The following is a 25,708-nucleotide window of genomic DNA, read 5'->3' on the forward strand; positions in this document are numbered from 1 at the left end:
TTAACACGTCATTGCGGCGAACAAAGCAAATGACAGAAAAGACACAGCAATGGTTTTAAACAAAGAAAATTTAAACAGCATCAGCAGCGAAAAGGTTACCAAACCAAACGCTGAAATTTTGGCATTACCAGAAAAAGTAATCCAGTTTGGAACAGGCGTTTTACTGCGTGGTTTACCCGATTATTTCATCGATAAGGCCAATCATCAGGGCATTTTTAATGGTCGCGTGCTGGTCGTTAAATCAACCTCAAAAGGTGGCGCAGATGCTTTCTCGCAACAGGATAACCTGTATACCCTGTGTGTTAAAGGTATTGAAGATGGTGATAACGTTGAAGAAAATACCATCAATTCATCCATCAGTCGTGTACTATCGGCTGCACAGGATTGGGCTGAAATTTTAAAAGCGGCACACCAGCCCGAAATGCAAGTGGTAATTTCGAATACCACCGAAGTAGGTATTGTAAAAAGCGAAGATAAAATTACCGATAACCCACCACAATCTTACCCCGGCAAACTGCTTGCCTTTTTGCACGAACGTTACAACGCCTTTAACGGTTCGGCAGAAAGCGGAATGGTGATTGTACCAACTGAACTCATTAGCGATAATGCTGATAAACTAAAAGAGATTGTACTGAACCTGGCCATCCAGAATAAACTGGGCTGGGATTTCGAAAACTGGTTAAAAACCGCCAATCATTTCTGCAAAACTCTGGTCGATCGTATTGTACCCGGAAAACTACCGGCAGCCGAGCAAAAAGCCATTGAAAACGAATTAGGCTACGAAGATGAATTGATGATCATGGCAGAGCCTTTCAGACTTTGGGCCATCGAATCATCGAGCGAAAAGGTTAAAGAAATCCTATCGTTTGCCAAAGCCGATAAAGGCATTTTCATTGTTCCATCAATCGATAAATTTAAAGAATTAAAACTCCGATTATTGAACGGCACCCACACCATTAGCTGTGGACTAGCCATTTTAGCCGGCTTTAATACGGTAAAAGAGGCCATGGCCAACGAAGAGTTTTCGGCCCACGTACTAAAACTGATGCAGGATGAAATTGCCCCGGTTGTGGTAAACGAAGACATTACTTACGAAGAAGCCCTTGCTTTTGCAAAAAGTGTAATCGACCGTTTCAGTAACCCGGCATTAGAGCACAAGTGGCAGGCCATTACCTTAAACTACACTTCAAAATTGCAGATGCGTAACATGCCTTTAATCAGAAGGTACTACGCTTTAAAAAACGAGGTGCCTCAGCTTACCGCGCTGGGTGTGGCGGCCTATATCCTTTTCATGAATGTAGCTAAAGATGGCGATGCTTTCGTTGCAAAATTAAACGGAAAAACTTACCCTATTGATGATGAATTTGCCGGAATTTTATACGAATACTGGAAAAATCCTGAAACTGTGGTAGACAATACCCTTGGCGACAGACGCCTTTGGGATAAAAACTTAAACAATTACCCCGGCTTTAACGCGGCCGTAAAATCGTACGTTGATTTATTACAAAATAAAGGTGCAAAAGAAACTTTAGGTAACTTGCATTCAGAAAGAACAATATAAAATGGTTACGAGAATTTTAAAAATCCATCCTAACGATAATGTATTGGTTGCGCTTCAAAACCTGGCAAAAGGCGAAACCGTTATCCACGATGGGCAGGACTATATTTTACAGGATGACATTCCGGCCAAGCATAAATTTTTTATGCAGGATATGAACCAGGGCGACCACATTATTATGTACGGTGTATTGGTTGGAAAGGCACAGCATTTCATCCTAAAAGGTGGCTTAATGGATACCGAAAATACCAAACATGCGTCTGATCCTTTCGAATTCCGTCCATACCATTACGAATGGCAGGCACCTGATGTTTCTAAATTTGAAGGCCGTACATTTAATGGTTATATCCGCAGCGATGGCCGTGTGGGAACAGCCAATTACTGGTTGTTCATCCCGACTGTTTTTTGCGAAAACCGTAACCTCGATGTAATTCGCGAAGCCTTGCATAACGAACTGGGTTATGCTGTAACCGACAAATACAAATCGTACGCACACCAGCTGGTAGAAGCTTATAAAAACGGCGAGATTTTAGCAGAGGCTGATCCGGCATCCATCGGGCAGGCCAATCCATCAGCCAACCGTGTTTTTAAAAATGTTGATGGTATAAAGTTCTTAAATCACCAGGGCGGTTGTGGCGGTACCCGTCAGGATGCTGCTGTTTTGAGCAAGTTATTGGCGGCCTATGCTGATCACCCTAATGTGGCCGGTGTTACCGTTTTGAGCCTGGGCTGCCAGAATCTGCAGGTGCACGATTTTATGGAAGACCTGAAACACCGCAGCCCTAATTTCGATAAACCCTTGTTTGTTTTCGAACAGCAACAATCACAAAGTGAAGAACAACTGGTTAAAGAAGCCATTAGAAAAACTTTTATCGGTTTAACCGAAATCAATAAAATAGAACGCCAGCCAGCGCCATTAAACAAATTGGTATTAGGCGTTAAATGTGGCGGTAGCGATGGTTTTAGTGGAATCAGCGCCAATCCTGCGGTGGGTTATACTTCCGATTTATTAGTGGCCTTAGGCGGAACAGTTCTGCTCGCCGAGTTCCCTGAACTATGCGGCGCAGAACAACAACTAATTGACCGTACTAAAGACGAAACTGCTGCACGCAAGTTTATCCAGTTAATGACGGCTTACAACCAATCGGCTGAAAACGTTGGTTCTGGCTTTTTCATGAACCCCTCACCAGGCAACATTAAAGATGGTTTAATTACCGATGCGATAAAAAGCACTGGCGCAGCAAAAAAAGGCGGTACATCGCCGGTTGAAGATGTTTTGGATTATACCGAACCTGCAACCAAACCAGGCCTCAATTTAGTTTGTACACCTGGTAACGATGTTGAAGCCACTACCGGTAAAGCGGCATCGGGCGCAACCCTTATTTTATTTACCACCGGCCTGGGTACGCCTACCGGAAATCCTGTTTGCCCAACCATTAAAGTATCGACCAACAATGCCCTAACCAAACGTATGGGCGATATTATCGATATCAATTGCGGTCCGGTTATCGAAGGCGAAAAAACCATCGAACAAATGGGCGAGGATATTTTGGAATACTGCATTAAAGCCGCAAGTGGCGAGGTTATTCCAAAGGCCGTCTTATTAAATCAAGACGATTTTATTCCTTGGAAACGCGGTGTGAGCCTTTAATTATCAGCCGTGATCAGTGTCCGCACTGACCAGAAGGATTAAACTTAATCCTAATTCCGGCTTGTGGAGACACAAGCCGGTAGAAACAGAATATTAACCAGATATGACCAGAACAACTTTCATATCGTACATCTAACCATAGCATGAAACCTTTTTTAGACGAAAATTTTCTTTTGGAAAGCAAAACTGCAGAGAAACTTTACCACAATTTTGCCAAACCATTACCCATTATAGATTACCACAATCACCTCATCCCGGAGCAAATTGCCAACAACACACAGTTTGCCAACATAAGCCAGGTTTGGCTGGCCGGCGACCATTACAAATGGCGGGCCATGCGTGCCAATGGCGTTGATGAAAAATACATCACCGGCGCAGGTTCTGATTTTGAGAAATTTGAGAAATGGGCAGAAACTGTTCCTTACACTTTGCGTAACCCTTTATACCACTGGACGCATTTAGAACTTCAGCGTTATTTCGGTATTACCGATTTACTTTCGGGCAAAACCGCACAGAAAATTTACGAGGAATGCTCGGCTAAGCTACAAACTCCCGAATATTCGGTACGTGGCTTATTGGCAAAAATGAATGTAGAATCGGTTTGTACCACCGACGATCCTTTAGATAGCCTGAACTTTCACCAGCAATTGACCAGAGAAGGTGCAAACTTAAAAATGTTACCCGCTTTCCGTCCTGATAAGGCCATGAACAGCGATGATATTGAAGGTTTAAACGAATACATTGATAAACTGGAAAGTGTAGTGGATAAAACCATTAGCAGTTTTCAGGATTATATCGATGCGTTGAAAAGCCGTCACGATTATTTTGCAGTTAATGGCTGTTCGGTATCTGATCATGGTTTAGAGCAAATTTATGCCGAAGATTATACCGAAGCCGAAATCAGCGCTATTTTTGATAAAATCCGTAGTAAAAAAGGAATTTCTTACGAAGAGAACCTGAAATTTAAATCAGCAATGCTGGTTTATTTTGCCGAATGGGACCACGAAAAAGGCTGGGTACAGCAATACCATTTGGGTGCACTACGCAACAACAATGCCCGCATGTTAAGACAATTAGGTCCTGATACCGGCTGGGATTCAATTGGCGATTTTAGCCAGGCGCGTATGCTTTCTAAATTCTTAAACCGTTTAGACAATCAGGATAAACTGGCCAAAACTATCATCTATAATCTTAACCCTGCAGATAACGAATTAATCGCCACCATGATTGGCAATTTTAACGATGGCTCGGTAGCAGGTAAAGTACAGTTTGGATCGGCATGGTGGTTTTTAGATCAAAAAGACGGTATGATTAAACAATTAAATGCACTATCGAACATGGGACTTTTAAGCCGCCTGGTGGGTATGCTTACCGATTCGCGCAGTTTCCTTTCTTTCCCACGTCACGAATATTTCAGAAGGATTGTTTGTAACCTGTTTGGGACCGACATTGAAAATGGCGAATTGCCTAACGACCTGGAGTGGGTCGGTAAAATTGTGCAGGATATTTCGTACTTTAACGCAAAAAATTACTTTAAATTTTAACCAAAATCAGGCTTTAACGAAGAATTTCATTGGATTCAACGCATTTCAAACGTTTTACTTCTATTTTCATACCGTTGCAGAAAACAGCATGAAAAAAGCCGATTATCTACAAAAATGAGTACCCAAATATTCGATTCATCAAAAAAAGGAAAAAAAGTTTTAAGCTTTGGTGAAATACTTTTACGCATCTGTCCAGATATGGATGGCCAATGGTTAAAAGAAAACAAACTGCCGTTTTATGTTGGAGGCGCCGAACTAAATGTAGCTACCGCCTTAGCCTTATGGAATGTACCTTCGGCTTACTTGTCGGCTGTGCCCGATAATTCGGTAACCCGCGAAATTGTTGAATATCTTAATGTCCGCAATATCGATACTACGCCAATGGTTTACGATGGCGAGCGTTTGGGCCTCTACTATTTGCCAAAAGGAAAAGACCTTAAAAATGCTGGTGTAATTTACGATCGGGCCAATTCGGCCTATGCTGGTTTAAAAGTTGGACAGATTAATTGGGACGAAGTTTTTGAGGATGTAGCCTGGTTCCATTTCAGCGCCATCTGCCCTGCCATTAACCAAAATATTGCCGATGTATGCCTGGAAGCACTTAAAGCCGCCAGCGCAAAAAACATTACCATCTCTTTAGATTTAAATTATCGCGCCAAACTTTGGAAATACGGTAAGGAGCCGATCGATATTTTACCTGAGCTGGCTAAATATTGTACCCTAATTATGGGCAATGTTTGGGCTGCCAATAAGATGCTGGGCACGGCACTCCACCCCGATTTGCTGCCAACCGAAGGTTATGCAAAAGAAACGTTACTGCAACAAGCAACTGATACTTCTAAAGAAATATTAAGTTTGTTCCCTGCATGTAAAGCCGTAGCCAATACCTTCAGGTTCGATCATGGCAAAGGCATCCGCTATTATACCGCCATTTATACCAACAACGAACTCACCGTTTCAGAAGAATATGTTTCTGAAGAAATTTTAGACAAAGTGGGAAGCGGCGATTGCTTTATGGGCGGATTGATTTATGGTTTCTACAACGGTTTACCAGCTAAAGAAACCTTAAATTTTGCTACCGCAGCCGCATACGATAAATTATACATTGCAAGTGATGCCACAACCAGCACCGTGGCCGATATAGAACAAAGAATTATATAACCATGATCAGTAACAAGCACAAAATTTTAGATGCCATTTTAGAGCAGGGCATGCTACCCCTTTTTTATCAGGATAGCGAAGCAGGAAGTGTAGAAATATTGCGTACCCTGTATAAAGCAGGTGTTCGTGTTTTCGAATACACCAACCGTGGTAAATCAGCCTTGCCTAATTTTAAAAAGCTAAAAGAAATCCGCGATGCAGAAATGCCCGATCTTTATCTGGGTATTGGTACCATTAAAACCCCTGCTGATGCAAATGCTTTTATTGAGGCCGGAACCGATTTTATTGTTGCACCGATTATCAATCCGGCTGTTGCCGAAATTGCGAACAAAATAGGCATGCTGTGGATTCCGGGTTGTATGACCCCAACCGAAATTAGCGTGGCGCAAGAGCACAAAGCTATGCTCATTAAAATCTTCCCAGCTAATATTTTAGGCCCCGAATTTATTTCTTCAATTAAAGATTTATTTGCCGGCCAGCTATTTATGCCAACCGGAGGTGTAGAAATTGATGCCGATAACTTAAAAACCTGGTTTAAAGCTGGTGTTTGTGCCGTTGGTATGGGCAGTAAACTAATCAGTAAAGATGTGATGAGCAAGGGTCTTTACGATGAACTGTACGAAAATACCCAACTGGCACTCGACCTCATTAAACAAAGTAAATAACCCCAATCCCTAACCACACACAACCGAAATGAGCCAAACCAAAATGAGCAAATACAGATGGACGATATGTACACTGTTATTTGTTGCAACCACCATTAACTATTTAGATCGACAGGTACTCTCACTTACATGGAAAGATTATTTTGTTCCCGAATTTCATTGGACAGATAGCGACTATGGAACCATTACGGCGCTGTTCTCTCTTTTTTATGCTGGATCAATGTTGGTTGCAGGACGTTTTGTTGACTGGATGGATACCAAAAAAGGTTTCCTTTGGGCCATCGGAATCTGGTCGGTAGGTGCATGTATCCACGCCTTTTGTGGTATTGCTACTTCAGGGATTATTACCGGTACCTGGGCCATGAGTTTTGCAGGAGCAAAGCAGGCACTTTCTACCGTGGGTAATACGACCTTAATTCTATCAACCAGCCTTTCGTTATTTATTTTTGCCCGTTTTGTACTGGCCCTGGGTGAGGCAGGAAACTTTCCGGCAGCCATTAAAGCTACCGCCGAATATTTCCCTAAAAAAGACCGTGCCTTTGCCACCAGTATTTTCAATGCGGGTGCAACTGTTGGTGCTTTGGCAGCTCCTGTAACCATTCCTTACATTGCCGAGGCTTATGGCTGGGAGATGTCGTTCATTATCATTGGTGCCTTAGGTTTTATCTGGATGTTCTTCTGGATTTTACTTTATGGCAAACCAGAAAACCACCCACGTGTAAGCAAAACTGAGCTGGCTTATATCCAGCAGGATATTGTAGCGCATGAGCAAGTGAGCGAAACGGTTACTGCTGCATCGCCAACAAAAAGGCTATCATTTACCGATTGCCTTAAGTTTAAACAAACCTGGGCCTTTGCCTTTGGTAAGTTTATGACTGATGGTGTTTGGTGGTTCTACCTATTCTGGTCGCCGGCTTACCTGAAAGATATTTACAAAATGAGCGGTACCGAAAGTGCTTTCCCACTGTTTATATTGTACGTAATTACGTTGCTATCGATTATTGGAGGCTGGTTACCATCTTATTTTATCGGCAAGAAAAACATGAACCCTTACGATGGAAGGATGAAATCGATGTTGATTTTTGCCTTCTTCCCGCTATTGGCCTTACTGGCTCAACCTTTAGGACATTACACCTACTGGTTACCGGTAATTATCATTGGTATTGCAGGTGCCGCACACCAGGCCTGGTCTGCAAATATATTTACTACCGTAAGTGATATGTTTCCTCGTCAGGCCATTGCTACGGTAACCGGAATTGGCGGTATGGCCGGAGGTTTAGGCTCATTTTTTATCAACAAGGGCTCAGGAGTACTGTTTACCTATGCTGGCGATACCCAAATGACTTTTATGGGTTTCCAGGGTAAAGAGGCCGGTTATTTTATCGTTTTCTCTTTCTGTGCTATAGCTTATTTAATTGGATGGACAGTGATGAAAGCACTTGTTCCAAAATATAAAGTGATAGAAGTTAAATAATTCAAACCAATAGATTTAGGCACCACAAAAAGTGCCTAAATCTTTAATGTTTTTTTTAAAAACGTTAATCTATACTTAAACTATAGACTAACAATTATAAACCCTAACAACCAAACCAAAATTGAGTACACCGCTAAACCTCGAAAGTATTTTCGTTGAAGAGAGCCAGATTCCAGATGAATTTAGGCTCAAGGAAGAAATCAATCAGAAAGAATTCCTTTCCAATGGTGAAATGAAACCCTGGAACGGACCTTTTAACGAAGTTTTTTCTCCCGTATGTATTAAAACTCCTGAAGGTTTAAAACGAAAACGGATTGGAAGTTTCCCGGTATGTACCGAAAAGGAATCGACAGAAGCTTTGGATGCTGCAGTTGCTGCTTACGATAACGGTCGCGGCCAGTGGCCAACCATGAGCGTTGCTGATCGTATTGCCTGCGTAGAAAACTTTACCCACAAAATGATCGAGCAAAAAGAAATTGTTGCCAAACTGATTATGTGGGAAATTGGTAAATCGTATGCCGACTCGGTAAAAGAGTTCGACCGTACGGTTGAATATATCTATGCTACCATTGATGCGCTAAAAGATATCGACAGACAATCTTCGCGTTTCGAAATAGAGCAGGGTATTGTGGCCCAGGTGCGCCGTTCGCCACTGGGGGTAGTACTTTGTATGGGGCCGTTTAATTATCCTTTAAACGAAACCTTTACCACTTTAATTCCGGCTTTGATTATGGGCAACACGCTTTTATTCAAACCACCTAAACACGGTACATTATTGCACTACCCTTTATTAGAGGCGTTCCGCTCTAGTTTTCCGAAGGGAGTAGTAAACACCATTTACGGCCGCGGTAATACCATTGTTCCGGGTTTAATGAAATCGGGAAAAATTAATGTGCTAACGCTGATCGGTTCGAGCAAGGTGGCCAACGAGCTGAAAAAACTACACCCTAAAGTAAACCGCTTAAGGGCCATTTTAGGGCTTGACGCCAAGAATGCGGCTATTATTACCAAAGATGCAGATCTTGATCTGGCAGTTTCTGAAACAGTATTGGGTTCGCTTTCTTTTAATGGACAGCGTTGTACTGCCATTAAAATTGTTTACGTGCACCGCAGCCTGGCGCAGGAATTCTTAAAACGTTTATCGGCAGAAGTAGAGAAACTAAAGTTTGGTATGCCCTGGGAAAAAGGCGTAAACCTTACCCCACTACCAGAATTAAATAAACCCGAATATTTAAAAGATTGCATTGATGATGCTGCTGAACACGGTGCAAAGGTAATTAACAAAAACGGTGGACAAACCCTCGAAACTTTTGTTTACCCTGCCATTGTTTATCCGGTTAACAGCAACATGAAACTTTACCGCGAAGAGCAGTTTGGCCCGATTGTACCTGTAGTGCCTTTTGATGATTTAGAAGAACCAATCGAGTACTTAATCGGTTCGCCACACGGCCAACAGGTCAGTATTTTCAGTAACAATGCGGCAGTTATTTCTTCGCTAATCGATCCATTGGTTAACCAGGTGAGTCGTGTTAATATCAACTGTCAATGTCAGCGTGGTCCGGATGCATTTCCGTTTACCGGCCGTAAAGATAGTGCCGAAGGTACCCTCTCGGTAGTAGATGCGTTACGTTCGTTCTCAATCAGATCACTTGTAGCCACTAAATTTACCGATAGCAATAAAAAACTATTAAACGAGATTGTTAAAGGAGATGATTCGAACTTCCTGAGTACGAAATACATTTTCTAGTTTGATAGCAAAAAACGCAAATCCATTGATTTGCGTTTTTTTATCCTGTCATTCTGCAAAAAGACGATCGTCATTCCAGTGCATACGGGAACCAAGTAGTGCTCAGCGAAGCTAATCTTAAAACTTATGCATTACGATTCCCAATCAAGTTGGGAATGACGGATTGCCTATACCGTTATTGCAATAGCGAATTCCATGGGGGCTGTCAGTAATTATTATAATAATAGCCAATATCATCTACCAACTGGTTGTAAATCGGCTTGGTAAACTCCAAAAATAAGGTACTTGGTGGTGGTGGAAGCATCTCCCTGCGTTTTGTCATGGCCAGTTGCTGCTTGCTCAACGCACGGTCATCGCCTTTATAACTCGCCCAACTATCTCTCCAAATATAAGTTCCCGGAAATTTTTGCTGACGCACCAGTTTTTTAGTGCTCCAGTCCATAATACTCATATCCAGCAAGCCTGAAGAAGAAATATTCTTTTCAAAAATACTCAGAGTAGCCTTAACCGTACCATAAATGGGTTTTCTTTCGCGGGTTTCGCCAATTACTACACTATCGCGTTTGAGCCTTTCAACCCGCTCTTTTACATAAGTTTGTCCAACCACAAAATCATCGAAATTTAAGTTCAATACCTGATCGGGAACAATTTTTTGATCAGTAGCCTGCTGCTCGCCATAAAAAATCACAAACTTATTCCGCGAATATTGACCAATAAACTGATCAATTTGCCGCTGAAAATAATCGGCACTTAATTTATACATGCTGCTGTTTACAATAATCGGTTGTACAACCACCCGGGTTACCGCAGCCCAGTAGGCATCTTCCATTTTAGCTTTCGCATCCTTGTAATTCGGTTGCAGGTTCAGTGTTTTTTCGAACTCGTAATAAGCCTTTTTTGCTGCTAAACGGTTATTTTCCCTTAAGTAACCCAACCCTGAGTTGTATCTCGCCCCGGCAGCCATGTATTTACTATCTGCAAGCTCATTTATATATTTCGATGGGCTGGGCACTATTGCCAAACAAGCCGGACAGCTGTTAATATCATCTGCCAGCTGGTTTATTTTCTGGTAATCGTACATAATCGATTCCCATCTGAACAAGTCGTTCGATAATTTAGCTTCATCAATTTTCCGCAAATGGCTCTGTAAAGCCAGATCATAAGCAGTTTTAAGCACCTGCATAGCTTCGGTGTTTTTGGGCGAGTTTTGCAACCTGCTAACCGCCTTACTTACCGACGCATCGTAGTCGCCTTTTTGCAGCGCATTCTTTCCTGTGGTACATCCTCCAATAATTATTAAGGATAAATAAATAAAATACCGTAATCTTGAAACGTTTTCCATGGCAGAGGTTTTTGCGTTAATAAACAAATATACTTTTGTAAGGCAATAATTTCCCTATTTATTTAGAAGACGATTGATCATGAAGATTAGTTACAAACAATTTGAACTAGAATTAAAACACCCGTTCTCGATTTCCAAATTTACCCGCACCAGCACGCCTTTAATGTTGCTTAAAATAACTTACGAGGGAATTACAGGTTATGGAGAGGCCTCAATGGTGCCTTACATGGGCGAAAGTTACGAAACGGCCGCAAGCTTTTTAAAACAGGTAGATTTAAGCGCTTTTAAGCACCCTTTCAATTTTGGGGAAATTATTGCCTACCTCGATAGCATTGCACTCGGACAGCCAGCTATAAAAGCAGCCATAGATATTGCATTGAACGATATACAGGGGAAAATTTTAAATAAACCCTGTTACGAAATTTATGGAGCAAACCCAGACCAAATGCCTGTTACCTCTTATACCGTTGGTATTGATACCCCCGAAGTCATCCGCGAAAAACTGAAAGATGCCAGTGCTTTTAAGGTGATAAAAGTTAAACTGGGGAGGGATAACGATCAGGAGATTATCGAAACAATCCGCAGTATGACCAATGTTCCGTTGTATGTAGATGCCAACCAGGGATGGAAAGACCGCATTAAAGCCATCGATCTGATTTACTGGCTGCATAACAATGGTGTGGTTCTAATTGAGCAGCCTATGGATAAAAATGATCTAGCTGGTAACGCCTGGTTAACCGAGCGCAGCCCGATTCCGCTACTGGCCGATGAAGCTGTACAGCGCTTAGCCGATATGGACAGACTGAAAGGAGTTTACCACGGCATTAATGTAAAACTGATGAAAAGCTGTGGCATGTACGAAGGGCATCAGATGATTTTGAAGGCCCGTGCTTTTGGAATGAGGGTTTTAATTGGCTGCATGAGCGAAACCAGCTGCGCAACATTAGCTGCAGCTGCGTTAGCGCCATTGTGCAACTGGGCAGATTTAGATGGTCCATGGTTAACCAAAAACAATCCTTTTACCGCTCCGGCTTTCGAAAATGGCAGGTATATTTTAAAAGATTTACCCGGATTAGGACTTGAAGGTGTTAATGAGCTTATGTGGAATGAATAGCCAAAATGCACATTCCCTCATTCAATCATTCAAAACTCAATCCTTTTATAATTTAGGATCTTTTTCCTTAAAGCTTTTCCTAATGTCTTTGGTTAGCTGATACTTGAAATAAAACAAGCAGCAAGTTACGCCCACTAAAAATCCTGCAGGAAGATATTTCGCGTTGTTGTAACACCAAACCAATCCAAAAATAGAAAGGATAATGGCCAGGTTGTAGAAGATATTTAAAGCAAATTTTTTACCCACAGATAGAGGATTTTGTTTGTAAGAGATTTATGTACAAAGCACCAATTAGCAATAACCAATTTTCAAACCCTATCCGGTGCCAATAACATTTACGCAATCGGTAAAGTTTGAAAATTGATATTTGTTTATATTTAACTTACTCCAATTGACAATTGTACTTTGGTTATTGTTTTTTGATAATTGGTTATTCTAATAAACCGGCATATTCGGATCGTAAGCCTCTTGCCAGGCTAAAATCCCACCTTTTAAATTGTAAAGGTTATCTAATCCGTATTGTTGTTCTAACTGCATTACAGCTGCTGCACTTCTTTTACCACTACGGCACTGAATAATTACTGGTTTATCTTTCGCAACCTTATCAGCCTCAATTAAAATTCCACCTAACGGAATATTTTCACCGTTCAGATTAGAAACTTCATATTCGAATGTTTCACGAACATCAATTAATTGAAAATCTTCATTGTTGTCGATTTTCTCTTTTAGTTCTTGTACCGATATTTCTTTCATTTTATTAAATGTATTTATGCAAATATAAGAAAATCAGCCTTACTGCCTCCATCAAAAAAATGCCATAAAATTTTGCTAAAAACTGTAACAACTTAAACCCTTAGGCGTTTAATTATAAATAGTTACAAATGGACAAACTGAACCGTTTCTTTTGGTTTTGCTCTGGCGCTCATATCCCGACACTGGAAAAATATCCTTCAGAACAAAATAAATATACCGGCATTGGTGCCACCATCTTTTTTACAGGCTTATTTGCAGCCCTTTCTGGCGGTTATGCCATGTATTTTGTATTTAAAGGCGATGACCTGGCGGTAATTTTCGCCATCATTTTTGGCTTTTTGTGGGGTGCTGCCATTTTTAATATGGACCGTTACATCGTATCCAGCATCAATAAAAGCGCAAGTACCAATAAGCAGCTGCTACAAGCAACGCCGCGTATTTTACTCGCCATTATGATCGGGATGGTAATTTCGAGACCAATTGAGCTTAAAATTTTTGATAAAGAGATTAAAGAACGGTTAAAAGTGAGCTACCTTAATGGTCAGCGCGCTAAAATAGATACGCTGAATAAAGCTTTCGAGAAAAAATACCAGGTAGAATTTGGCCGTTTAAACCAGCAAAAAGCTACCCGCGATTCGCTCGAAAAAGGCATCAAATCCGACCGGCAGAAACTTAACTTCGAAATATTCGGGAATAAAACTACCGAAACATCTGGTGTAATGGGTTATGGTCCTTATGCCAAACGCAAGGAAGCCGAAATTGCACAACGCACAGCAGAGCTCGATTCGCTCAAAGCAACCATTAACAAATCGGAAACTTTTGTTGATAAACGCAAAGAATTTGATGGCCTGTTTACTGAAAAACTATATACCAAAAAGCAATTAGACAGCCTCGCCAATATTGCAGGTTTTGCCGACCGTAACTGGGCGCTTGGCCAGCTCAAATTTAACGTAGATGGCAGCCGCGACAATAACACCGCCATTGCAGTAACTTTTATTGGCCTGCTGTTTATCTTCTTCGAATGTTTGCCTGTATTTGTTAAACTGATGAGCGCCCGTGGCCCTTACGATTATGCCATTGCCGACGGAGATGAGGTTTCGATTTACCATTCTAAAAAAGATAAAGATTTTCATTTCGAAGTCGCAGATAATATTCACGAAACCCGGGTCGATTCAGAATCATCCAAACGAAAGGAAATTATTAAAGGAAAAGCCTACCGGGACCTGGAAAAACACGACTGGGACAGCTAGGTTTGAGAGAAGATGGAATAGGAAAGGTGAAAGGTTGGTTAATGGCCCATAGTTGATGGCTTATAGACAATGGTCAGTTCCCGATCTAACTATTAACCAATAGCCAAAAAGGCTACCTTAAAAATCTTCCATTTTTATTAAATTGCCCTCATAATTCCCTTTTTATGAAGAATTTTCTAGGTACCGCAATCGGGAGCCTGCTCTCACTTGCGGCTTTTGCCCAAAACGAAATCAGTTATGCAGTTTCATTTCCAAATGCCATCCACCACGAGGCAGAAATCAGCATGCTTATTCCCAATGTTCCTGCAGGCACGTTAAAGGTGCGCATGAGCCGCTCTTCGCCGGGGCGCTATGCCACACACGAGTTTGGCAAAAACATATACCATTTAAAGGCTTTTGATGGCGCAGGAAAAGCCTTAACGATTAACCAGCCAGCAGGTGATGTATACGAAATCCCCAGCCAAGGTAACAGCGTTAAAATAACCTATACCCTTTTCGGCAATTGGATTGACGGCACCTATGCCGGTTTCGACGAAACCCATGCCCACATGAATATTCCGGCAACCTTTGCTTTCCCCATTGGGATGGACAACCGCCCCAGAAAGGTAAAGTTTAACTACGCCGGTAAACAAAACTGGAAAGTGGCCACCCAGCTTAAACCTGAAGCCGATGGAAGTTATTTTGCACCCAATCTGCAATATTTTATGGATAGCCCTATTGAAATTGCAGACTATAAAACCGCAAGCTGGCAGGTTAAAAATACTGACGGCAAAGTGCAAACCATCCATCTCATTTCACATTCAAACGATGATCAGCAAGCGATCGACAATTATGCAGGAATGCTTAAAAAAATGGTCGATGAGCATTTAGCAGTATGGGGCGAGTTTCCAACCTACGACTTTGGTCATTATTACTTTTTAGAAGATGTTTACCCCGATAATGCAGGAGATGGGATGGAGCACCGGAATTCGACATCCATTGTGCAACGCACCCCCAAAATTGAAGGGTACGAATCCAATTTGCTGGGCACATTTTCGCACGAATTTTTCCACAGCTGGAACGTGGAGCGCTTACGCCCCAAAACCTTAGAACCCTTTAATTTCGAACATGCCAATATGAGCAACGAACTTTGGCTGGCCGAAGGTTTTACCCAGTATTATGGCAACCTGCTGTTAACCCGTGCAGGTTTAAAAACAGAAGATAATGCCATCCAGACTTTTAACGGTTTGGCAAACGCGGTGCTGCTTTCGCCAGGGGCACTCAACTTTTCGCCCATTGAAGCCAGCAGGTACGCGGTATTTGCCGATGCCGGTGTAGCGATAGATCAAACCAACAAAGCCAATATTTTTACTTCCTATTATACTTACGGGGCTGCTACGGCCCTCGCTTTAGACCTCCGTTTAAGAGCCGAATTTAAGCTTACGCTCGATGACTACATGCGGGCACTGTGGAAAGCTTACGGAAAGCCGGAAATTGCTTACACTGTTCCTGATTTAGAAAAAACTTTGGCAAGCTTAACCAAAAACCCAGCCTTTGCTTCCAGTTTCTTTAAAAAGTACATATATGGCACCGAAAAAAATGATTATGCGCAATTGTTACTAAATGCCGGACTGGTACTGCGTAAGGCAAACCCAGGGCAGGCATATACTGGTTTTGGAAATATTGGCTCAATAGACGACAAAATTATTTTATCGCAAACCCTTGTAGGAACTCCAGCGTATAAAGCAGGTCTGGATATTGGTGATATTTTATTAACAATAGATGGAAAAAAAGTGAAGAACGGCCCTGAGGTAATTAAAATTATTGACGATCATAAGCCAGGCGACACAGTCGATATCACTTATCTTTATCGTGGTGTAGAAAAAACAACAAAATTGACCTTAACCGAAAATCCAACCTTAGAAATTGTTAGCATTGAAAAAGCTGGAGGAACCTTAACGCCTGCCATGCAAAATTTCAGAACGAATTGGTTAGGCTCACAAGTTAAATCGAAAACAACTAATTAAACATAAAAAAATGAAGAAAATCGCCCTTTTTGCCTTAGTCGGAATGGCAGGTTTGCAGCTTAAAGCGCAAAACATCGATAAAATTATTACCCGAGAATATACCGACCACCTGATTAAAACTTTAAGTGCCGATGATATGCAGGGAAGGGCTACCTTTACCCCTGGTATTGATAAGGCCGCTACATTTATCGAATCGGAATTCAAAAAAATTGGTTTAAAACCTTTAGAAGGCGAAAAAACTTTTCGCCAAACATTCAATAAATACCGCATAACTAACCAAAACACCAGTGTTAAAATTGATGGGCAGGAGATAGCTTCAGAAAATCTGATTATTTCTGGCGTAGCAACAGAAAACGTTAACCTCGATAAATCGAATGCCACTGTGGTTAAATTAGACCCTGAAAAACCTTTTGTAGCTCAGCTTAGGGCAATGACAGAAGCAGGCAAAAATCAGATTGTTTTGGTTGATAGCAAATTCGTCGATTTGTTTAAGCGTTACAGAAATTATTTTAGCAAACCTGCAACTGTTGATGAAAAAGACATAAAAGCCACTACCAGTGCGGTACAGGTTTTTGTTTTGGGCAAAGATGCAGCAAGCGATTTTTCTGCAACGATTAAAAGCAAAGTAGATAAAATGCCATTGTTTAATGTTGCCGGTGTAATTCCAGGAAAATCAAAAGCTAAAGAAATTGTAGTGTTCTCGGGCCATTACGATCACCTGGGCTTTCTTAAGCCAGTAGATGGCGATAGTATTGCCAACGGAGCAGATGATGATGCCTCGGGCACAACAGCAATGATTGCCCTCGCCAAATACTATAAAGCACAAAAAAACAACGAACGCACACTGATTTTTGTAGCTTTTACTGCTGAAGAAATTGGCGGCTTTGGTGCAAAATATTTCTCAGAAAAATTAAATCCAGACGATGTTGTGGCTATGTTTAACATCGAAATGATTGGAAAAGACTCTAAATTTGGTAAAAACACCGCGTTTATTACAGGTTACGAAAGATCGGATTTTGGCAAAATTTTACAGAAAAACCTGGCCGGGACCGAATTTACTTTTCACCCGGATCCATATCCTGAGCAGAATTTATTTTACAGAAGCGACAACGCTACGCTAGCGGCTTTGGGCGTTCCGGCACATACCATCAGCACCGATAAAATTGATATCGATAAATTGTACCACTCAGTTAAAGATGAATACAGCTCTTTAGATGTAGAAAATATTTTATCAACCATCAAAGCAATTGCGAAGAGTGCAACCAGCATTGTAAATGGAACTGATACACCGACAAGGATACCGAAGCTGAAGCAGTAAGACGAGTTGAACAGACCTCTCAGGCCTTACAGGACCGCCACCCTGAATTTATTTCAGGGTCTCAATAGCACAGGAGGGATGCTGAAATAAATTCAGCATGACGATGGTGATAAAAAACGCGATAGGTAGAACAACTGCCTAAAACAAAAAAGGCTTCCGATTTACATCAGAAGCCTTTTTTTGTTCTTTTATTATTTACTCAAATACATTGATTTGTCTTTGTAAAGCTTGCGGAAGTAAGGATCTTCCAGATCTTTAATGAAGCGGATCGCCTCACCAGTCGATTTCATTTCAGGGCCTAGCTCTTTAGGTACCTCCGGGAATTTCTCGTAAGAGAAAACCGGCTCTTTAATGGCATAACCTTTCAATTTACGTACAATGGTAAAATCTTTCAGTTTTGCTACACCCAGCATAATTTTCGCTGCAATGTTGATGTAAGGCACATCGTATGCTTTCGCAATAAACGGAACCGTACGCGATGCCCTTGGGTTCGCCTCGATTACATATACCTTCTCATCTTTAATGGCAAACTGAATGTTTAGTAAACCACGCACATCTAAAGCTTTTGCAATTTTAACCGAGTATTCTTCCATTGCTTTAGTTACCGTTTCTGATAAGCTAAAAGTTGGCAATACGGCAAATGAATCGCCAGAGTGGATACCTGCAGGCTCGATGTGCTCCATCATACCTACAATGTGAACATCCTCACCATCCGAAATCGAATCCGATTCTGCTTCTTCTGCTCTATCTAAAAAATGATCGATCAATACACGGTTGCCCGGTAAATCGCCCAACAATTTCACTACTGCTTTCTCCAGGTCTTCATCGTTAATTACGATACTCATACCTTGTCCACCCAGTACATAACTCGGACGAACCAACACCGGATAACCTACCTCATTGGCTACAACGATAGCCTCTTCAGCATTTTCAGCAACTCCGTATTTTGGATAAGGGATATTTAACTCTTTTAACAGATCAGAGAAACGACCGCGATCTTCAGCGATATCCATGTTCTCGAAAGAAGTTCCGATAATTTTGATACCTTTTTCAGTTAACTTTTCAGCCATTTTCAAGGCTGTTTGTCCACCAAGCTGAACAATTACACCTACCGGTTTCTCTAACTCGATAATTTCGCGCACATGTTCCCAGAAAACAGGTTCGAAGTAAAGTTTATCGGCCATGTTAAAGTCGGTAGAAACCGTTTCAGGGTTACAGTTAACCATGATGGCTTCGAAACCTGATTCTTTTGCAGCCAGTAAACCGTGTACACAAGAGTAATCGAACTCAATACCCTGACCAATACGGTTAGGACCTGAACCCAATACGATTACTTTTTTACGGTCTGAGGAAACAGATTCGTTTTCCTCTTCAAAAGTTGAATAGTAATATGGTGTTTGCGCCGGGAATTCCGCAGCACAGGTATCAACCATTTTATATACCCTGCGAATGCCTAGCTCTTTTCTACGATCGTAAACTTCATCTTCGGTTACGTTACCCAATAACCAGGCAATCTGCACATCCGAAAATCCTTTTTGTTTTAAGGTAAAGAAGAAATCGCGCGGGATATTATTTAATGAATATCTTTTTAACTCAGTTTCTAAAGCTACAAGCTCCTGAATCTGGTTTAAGAACCATTTATCGATTTTGGTTACCTTACGGATCGACTCCAAAGGAACACCCATCGCCATGGCATCTTTTATTAAGAACAGACGGTTCCATGAAGCATGCTCCAAACCATCCATAATTTCTTCAATATTACGTACTTGTCTGCCATCAGCACCTAAGCCCGAGCGGCCAATTTCCAAACTCTGACAAGCTTTTTGTAAAGCTTCGATGAAAGTACGACCAATTGCCATTACTTCACCTACCGATTTCATTTGTAAACCAAGCTCTTTATTGGCTCCTTTAAATTTATCGAAGTTCCAGCGTGGTACTTTTACGATCACGTAATCTAAAGTAGGTTCGAAATATGCAGAAGTGGTTTTGGTAATCTGGTTTTCAATTTCATCCAGATTGTAACCGATAGCCAGTTTAGCGGCAATTTTTGCAATCGGGTAACCAGTTGCTTTACTTGCCAAAGCTGATGAACGTGATACACGTGGGTTAATTTCGATTGCGATGATTTCGTCATCAGCCGGGTTAACCGAGAACTGAACGTTACAACCGCCGGCAAAGTTTCCGATGGCACGCATCATTTTAATCGCCTGGTTACGCATTTCCTGGTAACAACGGTCAGATAAAGTCATGGCCGGAGCAACAGTAATCGAATCACCAGTGTGGATACCCATCGGGTCGAAGTTTTCGATCGAGCAGATAATGATTACGTTATCGTTGCTATCTCTTAACAACTCTAACTCATACTCTTTCCAGCCTAAAACTGCTTTCTCTACCAAAACCTCGTGTGTTGGCGAAGCTTCTAAACCACGTTTAAGTGCAGCATCGAATTCTTCTTTTCTGTGCACAAAACCACCACCAGAACCACCTAAGGTATATGATGGGCGGATTACCAATGGAAAACCAATTTCCTGAGCGGCTTCTTTACCTTCTAAGAATGAGTTGGCAATTTTCGATTGAGCAACACCTACGCCTATATCAACCATTAACTGGCGGAAGGCTTCGCGGTTTTCTGTTTTCTCGATTGCATCAACATCAACCCCTACAACTTTAACACCGTATCTTTCCCAAACACCGCGTTCTTCTGCTTCTTTACAAAGATTAAGTGCTGTTTGGCCTCCCATAGTTGGTAGCACGGCATCAATTTTAGGTAAACTTGCATCAGCAATATGCTCTTGCAAAATCTCTTCGATCGAATCAACTGTTAACGGACGAAGGTAAACATGGTCGCCGATAACTTTATCCGTCATAATAGTAGCCGGATTAGAGTTGATAATTGATACGGTAATCCCTTCTTCTTTTAAAGATAGGGCCGCTTGAGAACCCGAGTAATCAAATTCACAGGCTTGGCCAATAATAATTGGTCCAGATCCGATAATTAGTACTGAGCGAATGGAAGTGTCTTTAGGCATGATAAAGCTTAAACAATAATTAAAATTCTAAAGTATTGGTTCATTTAAGAACCTTAGAAAGCAACGAGATTTAGTGCTATTGCGAAGAAAAATCCCAACTGTTCTGTCGGGATGCAAAGATACATCTTTAGCGCGATTTTAAGCTGATTTTTTTAAAATAAAAAAGAGGCCTTTATTCGGCCTCTTTTTTATCTTTTCTTTTGTTAAAACACCTACTGTTGTAATTTAATTTCGCCTAAATCTGTAGTAGCACTATCTTTCACTGCCACCTTTTCAATAACAGCATCTTTGTACGGCGCGTTGGCCTGTATCCAAACTGTATAAACGCCTTCTTTAAGGTTAGAAAAGGTGAAAACTCCCTGGCTCAACTGTGCCTTTAAGGTATCGGTTCCGGCTACAAGTGAAACAGAAGCAGCAGCATCTGAAGGAGTGATTTTACCAATAATTCCGCCTAACTTAATATTTGTATAGGCGATTGCCCCCAGGGCAAAAACAATGAGCAGCGCTAATATTGCACATAACTTTTTCATTGGTTTAGTTTTTAATTTTCAACTGTCTAAAATAAATAACACCAATTAGTACAAATAGTTTTAAATAATGAACAGCCAAAATTCAAAACGTACTAATAATTATACACAATAGTAGTGCCGAAATATACAATTGTAATCTGAATGTTAATAAGTGTTAAAATAACACTAAGAAACTGCCCTCAGAAGTCAGAATTAAGTCACGAAGTTGTGATGTTCGCAATATTGGCAATAATGTTGTAATAAGCAGAACATATATGCGTTTTGTATATACTTTAGACAATGATCTAAAGCTTCCTCCGCGGATTAGTTACCCGCCATGAGGATTTCTTCATAAATAGTTTGTTTGGTTTATTATCCGGTTAGAGGAGCCCTCCTCAACCGGATTTTTTCTTTTAAGGCATTTTCTTTTACATTTGAACCTTGTCAGAATACATTTACGTGAATAAAAATATTAAAAAGATCGCCGTTGTTGGTCCCGAGAGTACAGGTAAATCAACACTGTCTCAATTATTGGCCAGGTACTATAAAGTTTCGTGGGTACCTGAGTACGCCCGCTATTATTGCGAAAACCTGGTTACAGATTATACCTTACAGGATGAGGAGAACATGTTTTATGGTCAGGTGGCACTCGAAGATGCTATCCTTGCCGTAACAGAAAGTGATTTTATTATTTGCGATACCACTTTTATAACGGTTAAAATATGGAGCGATGAAGTGCTGGGCAAAACCCCGCAATCGGTTTTGGATACCCTACCCAAAAGGCCCTACGATTTATATCTGTTAATGGATATTGATTTGCCCTGGCAAGATGATCCGCTGCGCGATTTCCCCAACCAACGCGAATACTTTATGGAAGTATGGCATAAAGAACTAAAAGCACTCGATGCAAATTATGTAGTAATTAGTGGCCTGGGCGATGATAGGGTGGCCAATGCTAAAAAAGCAGTTGACGATTTTTTAGCTGGATCAGCATAATAAATTTTCGAATATTGCGATTACGCCGTCAATTTTTTGAACTTTTAGCCCCATAATATCACAATATCCGCCCGAATTGCCAAATATTCCCTACATTTGCACCATCATTAGGGGTGCCTTGTTTAAATAAACACAAAAACAGGCTGAGAACATACCCATTGACTTGAATAACCAAATCAAAATATTCAATTTTCAAAAACTGAACATTGAAATTTGATTATTGGAATTTTAAAGTCATGCACCTGATCCGGGTAATGCCGGCGTAGGGATTGGAGTTATGGAAGTTTAACTAAAAATCGGGGAAACCCCTTTTTCCGGTTGGTTTAACTAAAAACAAGAACATTGAAAAATTTACTATTTGCAGCGCTTGTTGCAATATTGCCTTTCTTTGCATCGGCACAACTTGCTGTTACCGGCAAGGTAACGGACCAAAACCGTAATGCCCTACCTGGGGCCACCGTTAAAATAAAAAATAAGAAAACCATTGTATTGAGCGATGCAGGCGGAAACTTCACCCTATCAAACCTCGCTGATGGAAAATATACCTTTGTAGTGAGTTATGTTGGGTACAAAACTGAAGAAAAAACAGTAACCCTTTCGCAAAACAGTACGATAGATTTCTCTTTAACCGCGCAGAATTTTCTGGCCGATGAAGTGATTGTAAGGGCAACAAGGGCCACCGAAAAATCGGCAACTACTTATAAGAACATTGGCAAAGAAGAAATCCAGCAAAATAACTTTGGCCAGGATTTACCTTTTATTTTACAGAATACTCCAGGTGTGGTAGTTAATTCGGATGCAGGTGCTGGCGTTGGTTATACCGGAATCCGCATACGGGGAAGCGACAATAGCCGCATTAACGTAACGGTTAACGGTATTCCAATTAACGATAGCGAAAGTCAGGGAACATTTTACGTAAACATGCCCGATTTTGCTTCATCAGTTGATAATGTTCAGATTCAGCGAGGAGTAGGTACTTCGACCAATGGAGCCGGTGCTTTTGGTGCCAGCTTAAACATCCAGACTACCGCCAGCGAAACCGAACCTTATGCAGAAGTAAATAGCACTTATGGTAGTTTTGACACCTGGAAAAACACCGTAAAAGTTGGAACAGGCTTAATTAACAACCGTTTTAGTTTCGATGGCCGTTTATCGAGAATCAGTTCTGATGGCTATGTAGATCGTGGTTCATCTTTACTTAAATCTTATTTCCTTTCAGGTGCATACCATGGCAACAAGGATTTATTGCGCGTAAATGTTTTCTCTGGTAACGAAAAAACTTATCAGTCGTGGAATGGCATTCCGCAATCGCGTTTAGAAAATGATGTGGCTGGCATGAATGCCTATATAGCCCGGAATGAGCTTAGCGCGGAAGACGCAGCTAACCTGTTAAACTCAGGAAGAAGATATAACAGTTTCTTATACAATAACCAAACTGATAATTATGTTCAAAACCATTATCAGTTAATTTATGCGAGACAGTTCTCTGATCAGTTCTCTTTTAACGGAGCGCTACACTATACCCAGGGCTCAGGCTACTACGAAGAATACCGTGTGCAGGATCAACTAAAAAATTACGGCTTAAATCCGGTTGTTATTGCCGGTGGTACGCCAATTACCAAAACAGATTTGATTCGCCGCCGCTGGTTAGATAACGACTTTTATGGCGTTACCTATGCGTTTAACTATGTTCCGCAAAAGAACCTCAACTTTACGCTTGGTGGTGCATATAACGAATATAAAGGTGCACACTTTGGACAGGTTATCTGGGCACAATATGCCTCAAACGGCAATATAGACAGGCATTATTATGATAACGATGGCTTTAAAACAGACTTCAACACCTATGCTAAGGTTAACTACAGCCCTATAGAATCGTTAAGCTTGTTTGCTGATTTACAATACCGCCGCGTTTATTACGATATCGCCGGAACTGAAAACAAATTGAATTCACTCGCCATAAATAAAACTTTAAATTTCTTTAATCCTAAGTTTGGCGCTACTTACTTCATCAATCCCGAAAGTAATGTATATGCCTCATTCAGCGTGGCTAACAAAGAACCTAACCGTGATGATTATACCGATGCTTCGGTAGCAGGTATTTCGCCTAAACCAGAACGCTTAAGTGATATAGAATTGGGATACAGATATAAAGACGACAAATTAAACATCGGCGCAAATGCTTATGGTATGTTCTATAAAAACCAGTTGGTGGTTACCGGCCAAATAAATGATGTTGGAGCCAGTTATCGCCAGAATGTTGATAAAAGTTACCGTTTGGGTATAGAGCTGGATGGTGCCTACACCATCAGTAAACAGTTTATATTAAACGCCAACGCTGCATTAAGCCGCAACAAAATCAAGAATTTTACGGAGTATTATGATGATTACGATAATGGCGGCAAGGTAGTAAACAACTACGAACTTCCCGATATTTCGTACTCACCGCGTGCCGTACTTTTTGGCGAACTGGTCTACAAGCCGGTTAGTGGTTTTGCGGTAGCCTTACAAAGCAAATATGTAAGCAAGCAGTATTTAGATAACACCCAAAATAACGATCGTACAATAAATGGTTATTGGGTAAGTAATGCACGTTTAGGTTACGATTTCAAATTTGCCGGGGTTAAGAACATTAATCTGGGTTTATTGGTCAATAATATTTTTGATAAACGCTACGAGAACAATGGTTATACTTATGGCTACCAATTGGGCGGCAGCAGGGTTACCGAAAACTTCTTTTATCCACAGGCAGGAACCAACTTTTTATTAAGCCTGAATGTGAAGTTTTAAGAAAGCCCGAAAGCTGAAAGGCTAAAGCATAAAGACCAAAGTATAAAATCGCCATTGAGGACAAACGCTCAATGGCGATTTTGTTTATATTGCAACCCCGATCCAGAACAATAGTTTAACATGAAATACATCGAAAAGCTCCACTACATCACACACGACATTCCACACCTCTCGCACATAGAGCAGGCACAACTGGCATGCGAAGCAGGAGCAAAGTGGATACAGTACCGTTGCTTGAGCAAAACCGATGAAGCACTTTTGGCCGATATAAATACCATTGCCGAAACCTGCGATGATTGGGGTACTACACTAATCGTTACCAATCACATTCATTTAAATGGCAAGGCCGATATACAGGGCTTTCATATTGAGGATATGGATGCAGATTTCGCTGCTATCCGCAACCAGATTGGCAACGATATTACGCTGGGTGGATCGGCAAATGCGATAGAAAACTTAATTCGTTTAGCTAAGCAGGGCGTAGATTATGCGGGCTTCGGGCCATTTGCTACAACCGAAACCAAGCCAAACAATTTGCCTCTGTTAGGAGTAGAAGGTTATTACAAAGCAGTGCAAGAACTTAAAGCGGCAAACATTCAACTACCCGTTTTGGCGGTAGGCGGCATTAAAATTTACGATGCTGAAGCCTTAATGCAAACCGGTGTTTATGGTATTGCCGTTTCCGGAGCGATAAATTTTGCCGATGATTTTATAGAAGCTTATCAGGATTTTTACACTTCAATTAAAGAAAATGCTGTGAATTAGCTACTTGTAATTTGAATACGCGTTAGATATTTTTTA

At 41.1% G+C, this 25,708-nt stretch carries 19 protein-coding genes and 1 riboswitch; of the genes, 14 read left to right on the forward strand and 5 right to left on the reverse strand.

Annotation, left to right across the window (positions count from 1 at the left end; translation table 11 throughout):
• Positions 1–49 precede the first annotated feature (49 nt).
• The 7 genes from G7074_RS08515 (at position 50) to G7074_RS08545 (ending at position 9,800) form a co-directional block, all read left to right on the forward strand.
• A complete protein-coding gene (locus G7074_RS08515; protein ID WP_124561961.1) occupies positions 50–1,561 on the forward strand; it encodes a tagaturonate reductase in 1,512 nt (503 codons plus the stop codon).
• A gap of 1 nt (position 1,562) precedes the next feature.
• The gene (locus tag G7074_RS08520) at positions 1,563–3,209 is read left to right on the forward strand and encodes a UxaA family hydrolase (RefSeq protein WP_124561960.1); all 1,647 of its coding nucleotides are present in this window, start codon (positions 1,563–1,565) and stop codon (positions 3,207–3,209) included.
• Positions 3,210–3,352: 143 nt separating this feature from the next.
• Positions 3,353–4,753 (forward strand): glucuronate isomerase, encoded by a 1,401-nt coding sequence (gene uxaC, locus G7074_RS08525; RefSeq protein WP_166207958.1) that lies wholly within the window; start codon positions 3,353–3,355, stop codon positions 4,751–4,753.
• Between the two features lie 114 nt (positions 4,754–4,867).
• Positions 4,868–5,914 (forward strand): sugar kinase, encoded by a 1,047-nt coding sequence (locus G7074_RS08530; protein ID WP_124561958.1) that lies wholly within the window; start codon positions 4,868–4,870, stop codon positions 5,912–5,914.
• A gap of 2 nt (positions 5,915–5,916) precedes the next feature.
• Positions 5,917–6,579, forward strand: coding sequence for a bifunctional 4-hydroxy-2-oxoglutarate aldolase/2-dehydro-3-deoxy-phosphogluconate aldolase (locus G7074_RS08535; RefSeq protein WP_199748414.1), 663 nt, complete (start codon positions 5,917–5,919; stop codon positions 6,577–6,579).
• 28 nt (positions 6,580–6,607) lie between these two features.
• On the forward strand, positions 6,608–8,053 hold the full coding sequence (locus tag G7074_RS08540) for an MFS transporter (protein ID WP_124561957.1): 1,446 nt from the start codon (positions 6,608–6,610) through the stop codon (positions 8,051–8,053).
• A 121-nt stretch (positions 8,054–8,174) separates the two neighbouring features.
• Positions 8,175–9,800, forward strand: a complete 1,626-nt coding sequence (locus G7074_RS08545) for an NADP-dependent glyceraldehyde-3-phosphate dehydrogenase (protein WP_124561956.1) — start codon at positions 8,175–8,177, stop codon at positions 9,798–9,800.
• A gap of 205 nt (positions 9,801–10,005) precedes the next feature.
• On the opposite strand, the gene G7074_RS08550 is transcribed toward G7074_RS08545, so the two are convergent.
• Entirely contained in the window at positions 10,006–11,142 is a 1,137-nt protein-coding gene (locus G7074_RS08550) for a hypothetical protein (protein ID WP_166207961.1), read from the reverse strand.
• Between the two features lie 79 nt (positions 11,143–11,221).
• Here G7074_RS08550 and G7074_RS08555 point away from each other — a divergent pair, with 79 nt between their 5' ends.
• Positions 11,222–12,256, forward strand: coding sequence for a dipeptide epimerase (locus G7074_RS08555; RefSeq protein ID WP_166207964.1), 1,035 nt, complete (start codon positions 11,222–11,224; stop codon positions 12,254–12,256).
• A gap of 45 nt (positions 12,257–12,301) precedes the next feature.
• Here the strand turns inward: G7074_RS08555 and G7074_RS08560 are convergent, their stop codons facing one another.
• Positions 12,302–12,502 (reverse strand): DUF6358 family protein, encoded by a 201-nt coding sequence (locus tag G7074_RS08560; protein WP_124561953.1) that lies wholly within the window; start codon positions 12,500–12,502, stop codon positions 12,302–12,304.
• Positions 12,503–12,691: 189 nt separating this feature from the next.
• Positions 12,692–13,009, reverse strand: coding sequence for a rhodanese-like domain-containing protein (locus G7074_RS08565; RefSeq protein WP_124561952.1), 318 nt, complete (start codon positions 13,007–13,009; stop codon positions 12,692–12,694).
• Between the two features lie 128 nt (positions 13,010–13,137).
• Between G7074_RS08565 and G7074_RS08570 the strand changes: the two genes are divergently transcribed.
• From G7074_RS08570 to G7074_RS08580, 3 genes are all read left to right on the forward strand, one after another.
• Positions 13,138–14,259 carry a DUF4407 domain-containing protein gene (locus G7074_RS08570; RefSeq protein ID WP_124561951.1) on the forward strand — a complete coding sequence of 374 codons (1,122 nt, stop codon included), beginning with the start codon at positions 13,138–13,140 and terminating at the stop codon, positions 14,257–14,259.
• Between the two features lie 164 nt (positions 14,260–14,423).
• Positions 14,424–16,265, forward strand: a complete 1,842-nt coding sequence (locus tag G7074_RS08575; protein WP_166207967.1) for a M61 family metallopeptidase — start codon at positions 14,424–14,426, stop codon at positions 16,263–16,265.
• A gap of 10 nt (positions 16,266–16,275) precedes the next feature.
• Positions 16,276–17,583: a M20/M25/M40 family metallo-hydrolase gene (locus tag G7074_RS08580; RefSeq protein WP_166207970.1), complete on the forward strand. Its 1,308-nt coding sequence runs from the start codon at positions 16,276–16,278 to the stop codon at positions 17,581–17,583.
• Positions 17,584–17,774: 191 nt separating this feature from the next.
• Here the strand turns inward: G7074_RS08580 and carB are convergent, their stop codons facing one another.
• Both carB and G7074_RS08590 read right to left on the reverse strand, forming a co-directional pair.
• Positions 17,775–20,612 carry a carbamoyl-phosphate synthase large subunit gene (carB, locus tag G7074_RS08585; RefSeq protein ID WP_124561948.1) on the reverse strand — a complete coding sequence of 946 codons (2,838 nt, stop codon included), beginning with the start codon at positions 20,610–20,612 and terminating at the stop codon, positions 17,775–17,777.
• Between the two features lie 212 nt (positions 20,613–20,824).
• Positions 20,825–21,142 (reverse strand): carboxypeptidase regulatory-like domain-containing protein, encoded by a 318-nt coding sequence (locus tag G7074_RS08590; RefSeq protein WP_124561947.1) that lies wholly within the window; start codon positions 21,140–21,142, stop codon positions 20,825–20,827.
• 438 nt (positions 21,143–21,580) lie between these two features.
• Between G7074_RS08590 and G7074_RS08595 the strand changes: the two genes are divergently transcribed.
• The 3 genes from G7074_RS08595 (at position 21,581) to G7074_RS08605 (ending at position 25,672) form a co-directional block, all read left to right on the forward strand.
• On the forward strand, positions 21,581–22,117 hold the full coding sequence (locus G7074_RS08595; protein WP_166212388.1) for an AAA family ATPase: 537 nt from the start codon (positions 21,581–21,583) through the stop codon (positions 22,115–22,117).
• A gap of 187 nt (positions 22,118–22,304) precedes the next feature.
• A riboswitch (TPP riboswitch) is annotated at positions 22,305–22,403 on the forward strand.
• A gap of 56 nt (positions 22,404–22,459) precedes the next feature.
• Entirely contained in the window at positions 22,460–24,907 is a 2,448-nt protein-coding gene (locus G7074_RS08600) for a TonB-dependent receptor (RefSeq protein WP_124561946.1), read from the forward strand.
• A 120-nt stretch (positions 24,908–25,027) separates the two neighbouring features.
• Positions 25,028–25,672 carry a thiamine phosphate synthase gene (locus G7074_RS08605; protein ID WP_166207973.1) on the forward strand — a complete coding sequence of 215 codons (645 nt, stop codon included), beginning with the start codon at positions 25,028–25,030 and terminating at the stop codon, positions 25,670–25,672.
• Positions 25,673–25,708 lie beyond the last annotated feature (36 nt).

Source organism: Pedobacter sp. HDW13 (assembly GCF_011303555.1).
Lineage (GTDB): Bacteria > Bacteroidota > Bacteroidia > Sphingobacteriales > Sphingobacteriaceae > Pedobacter.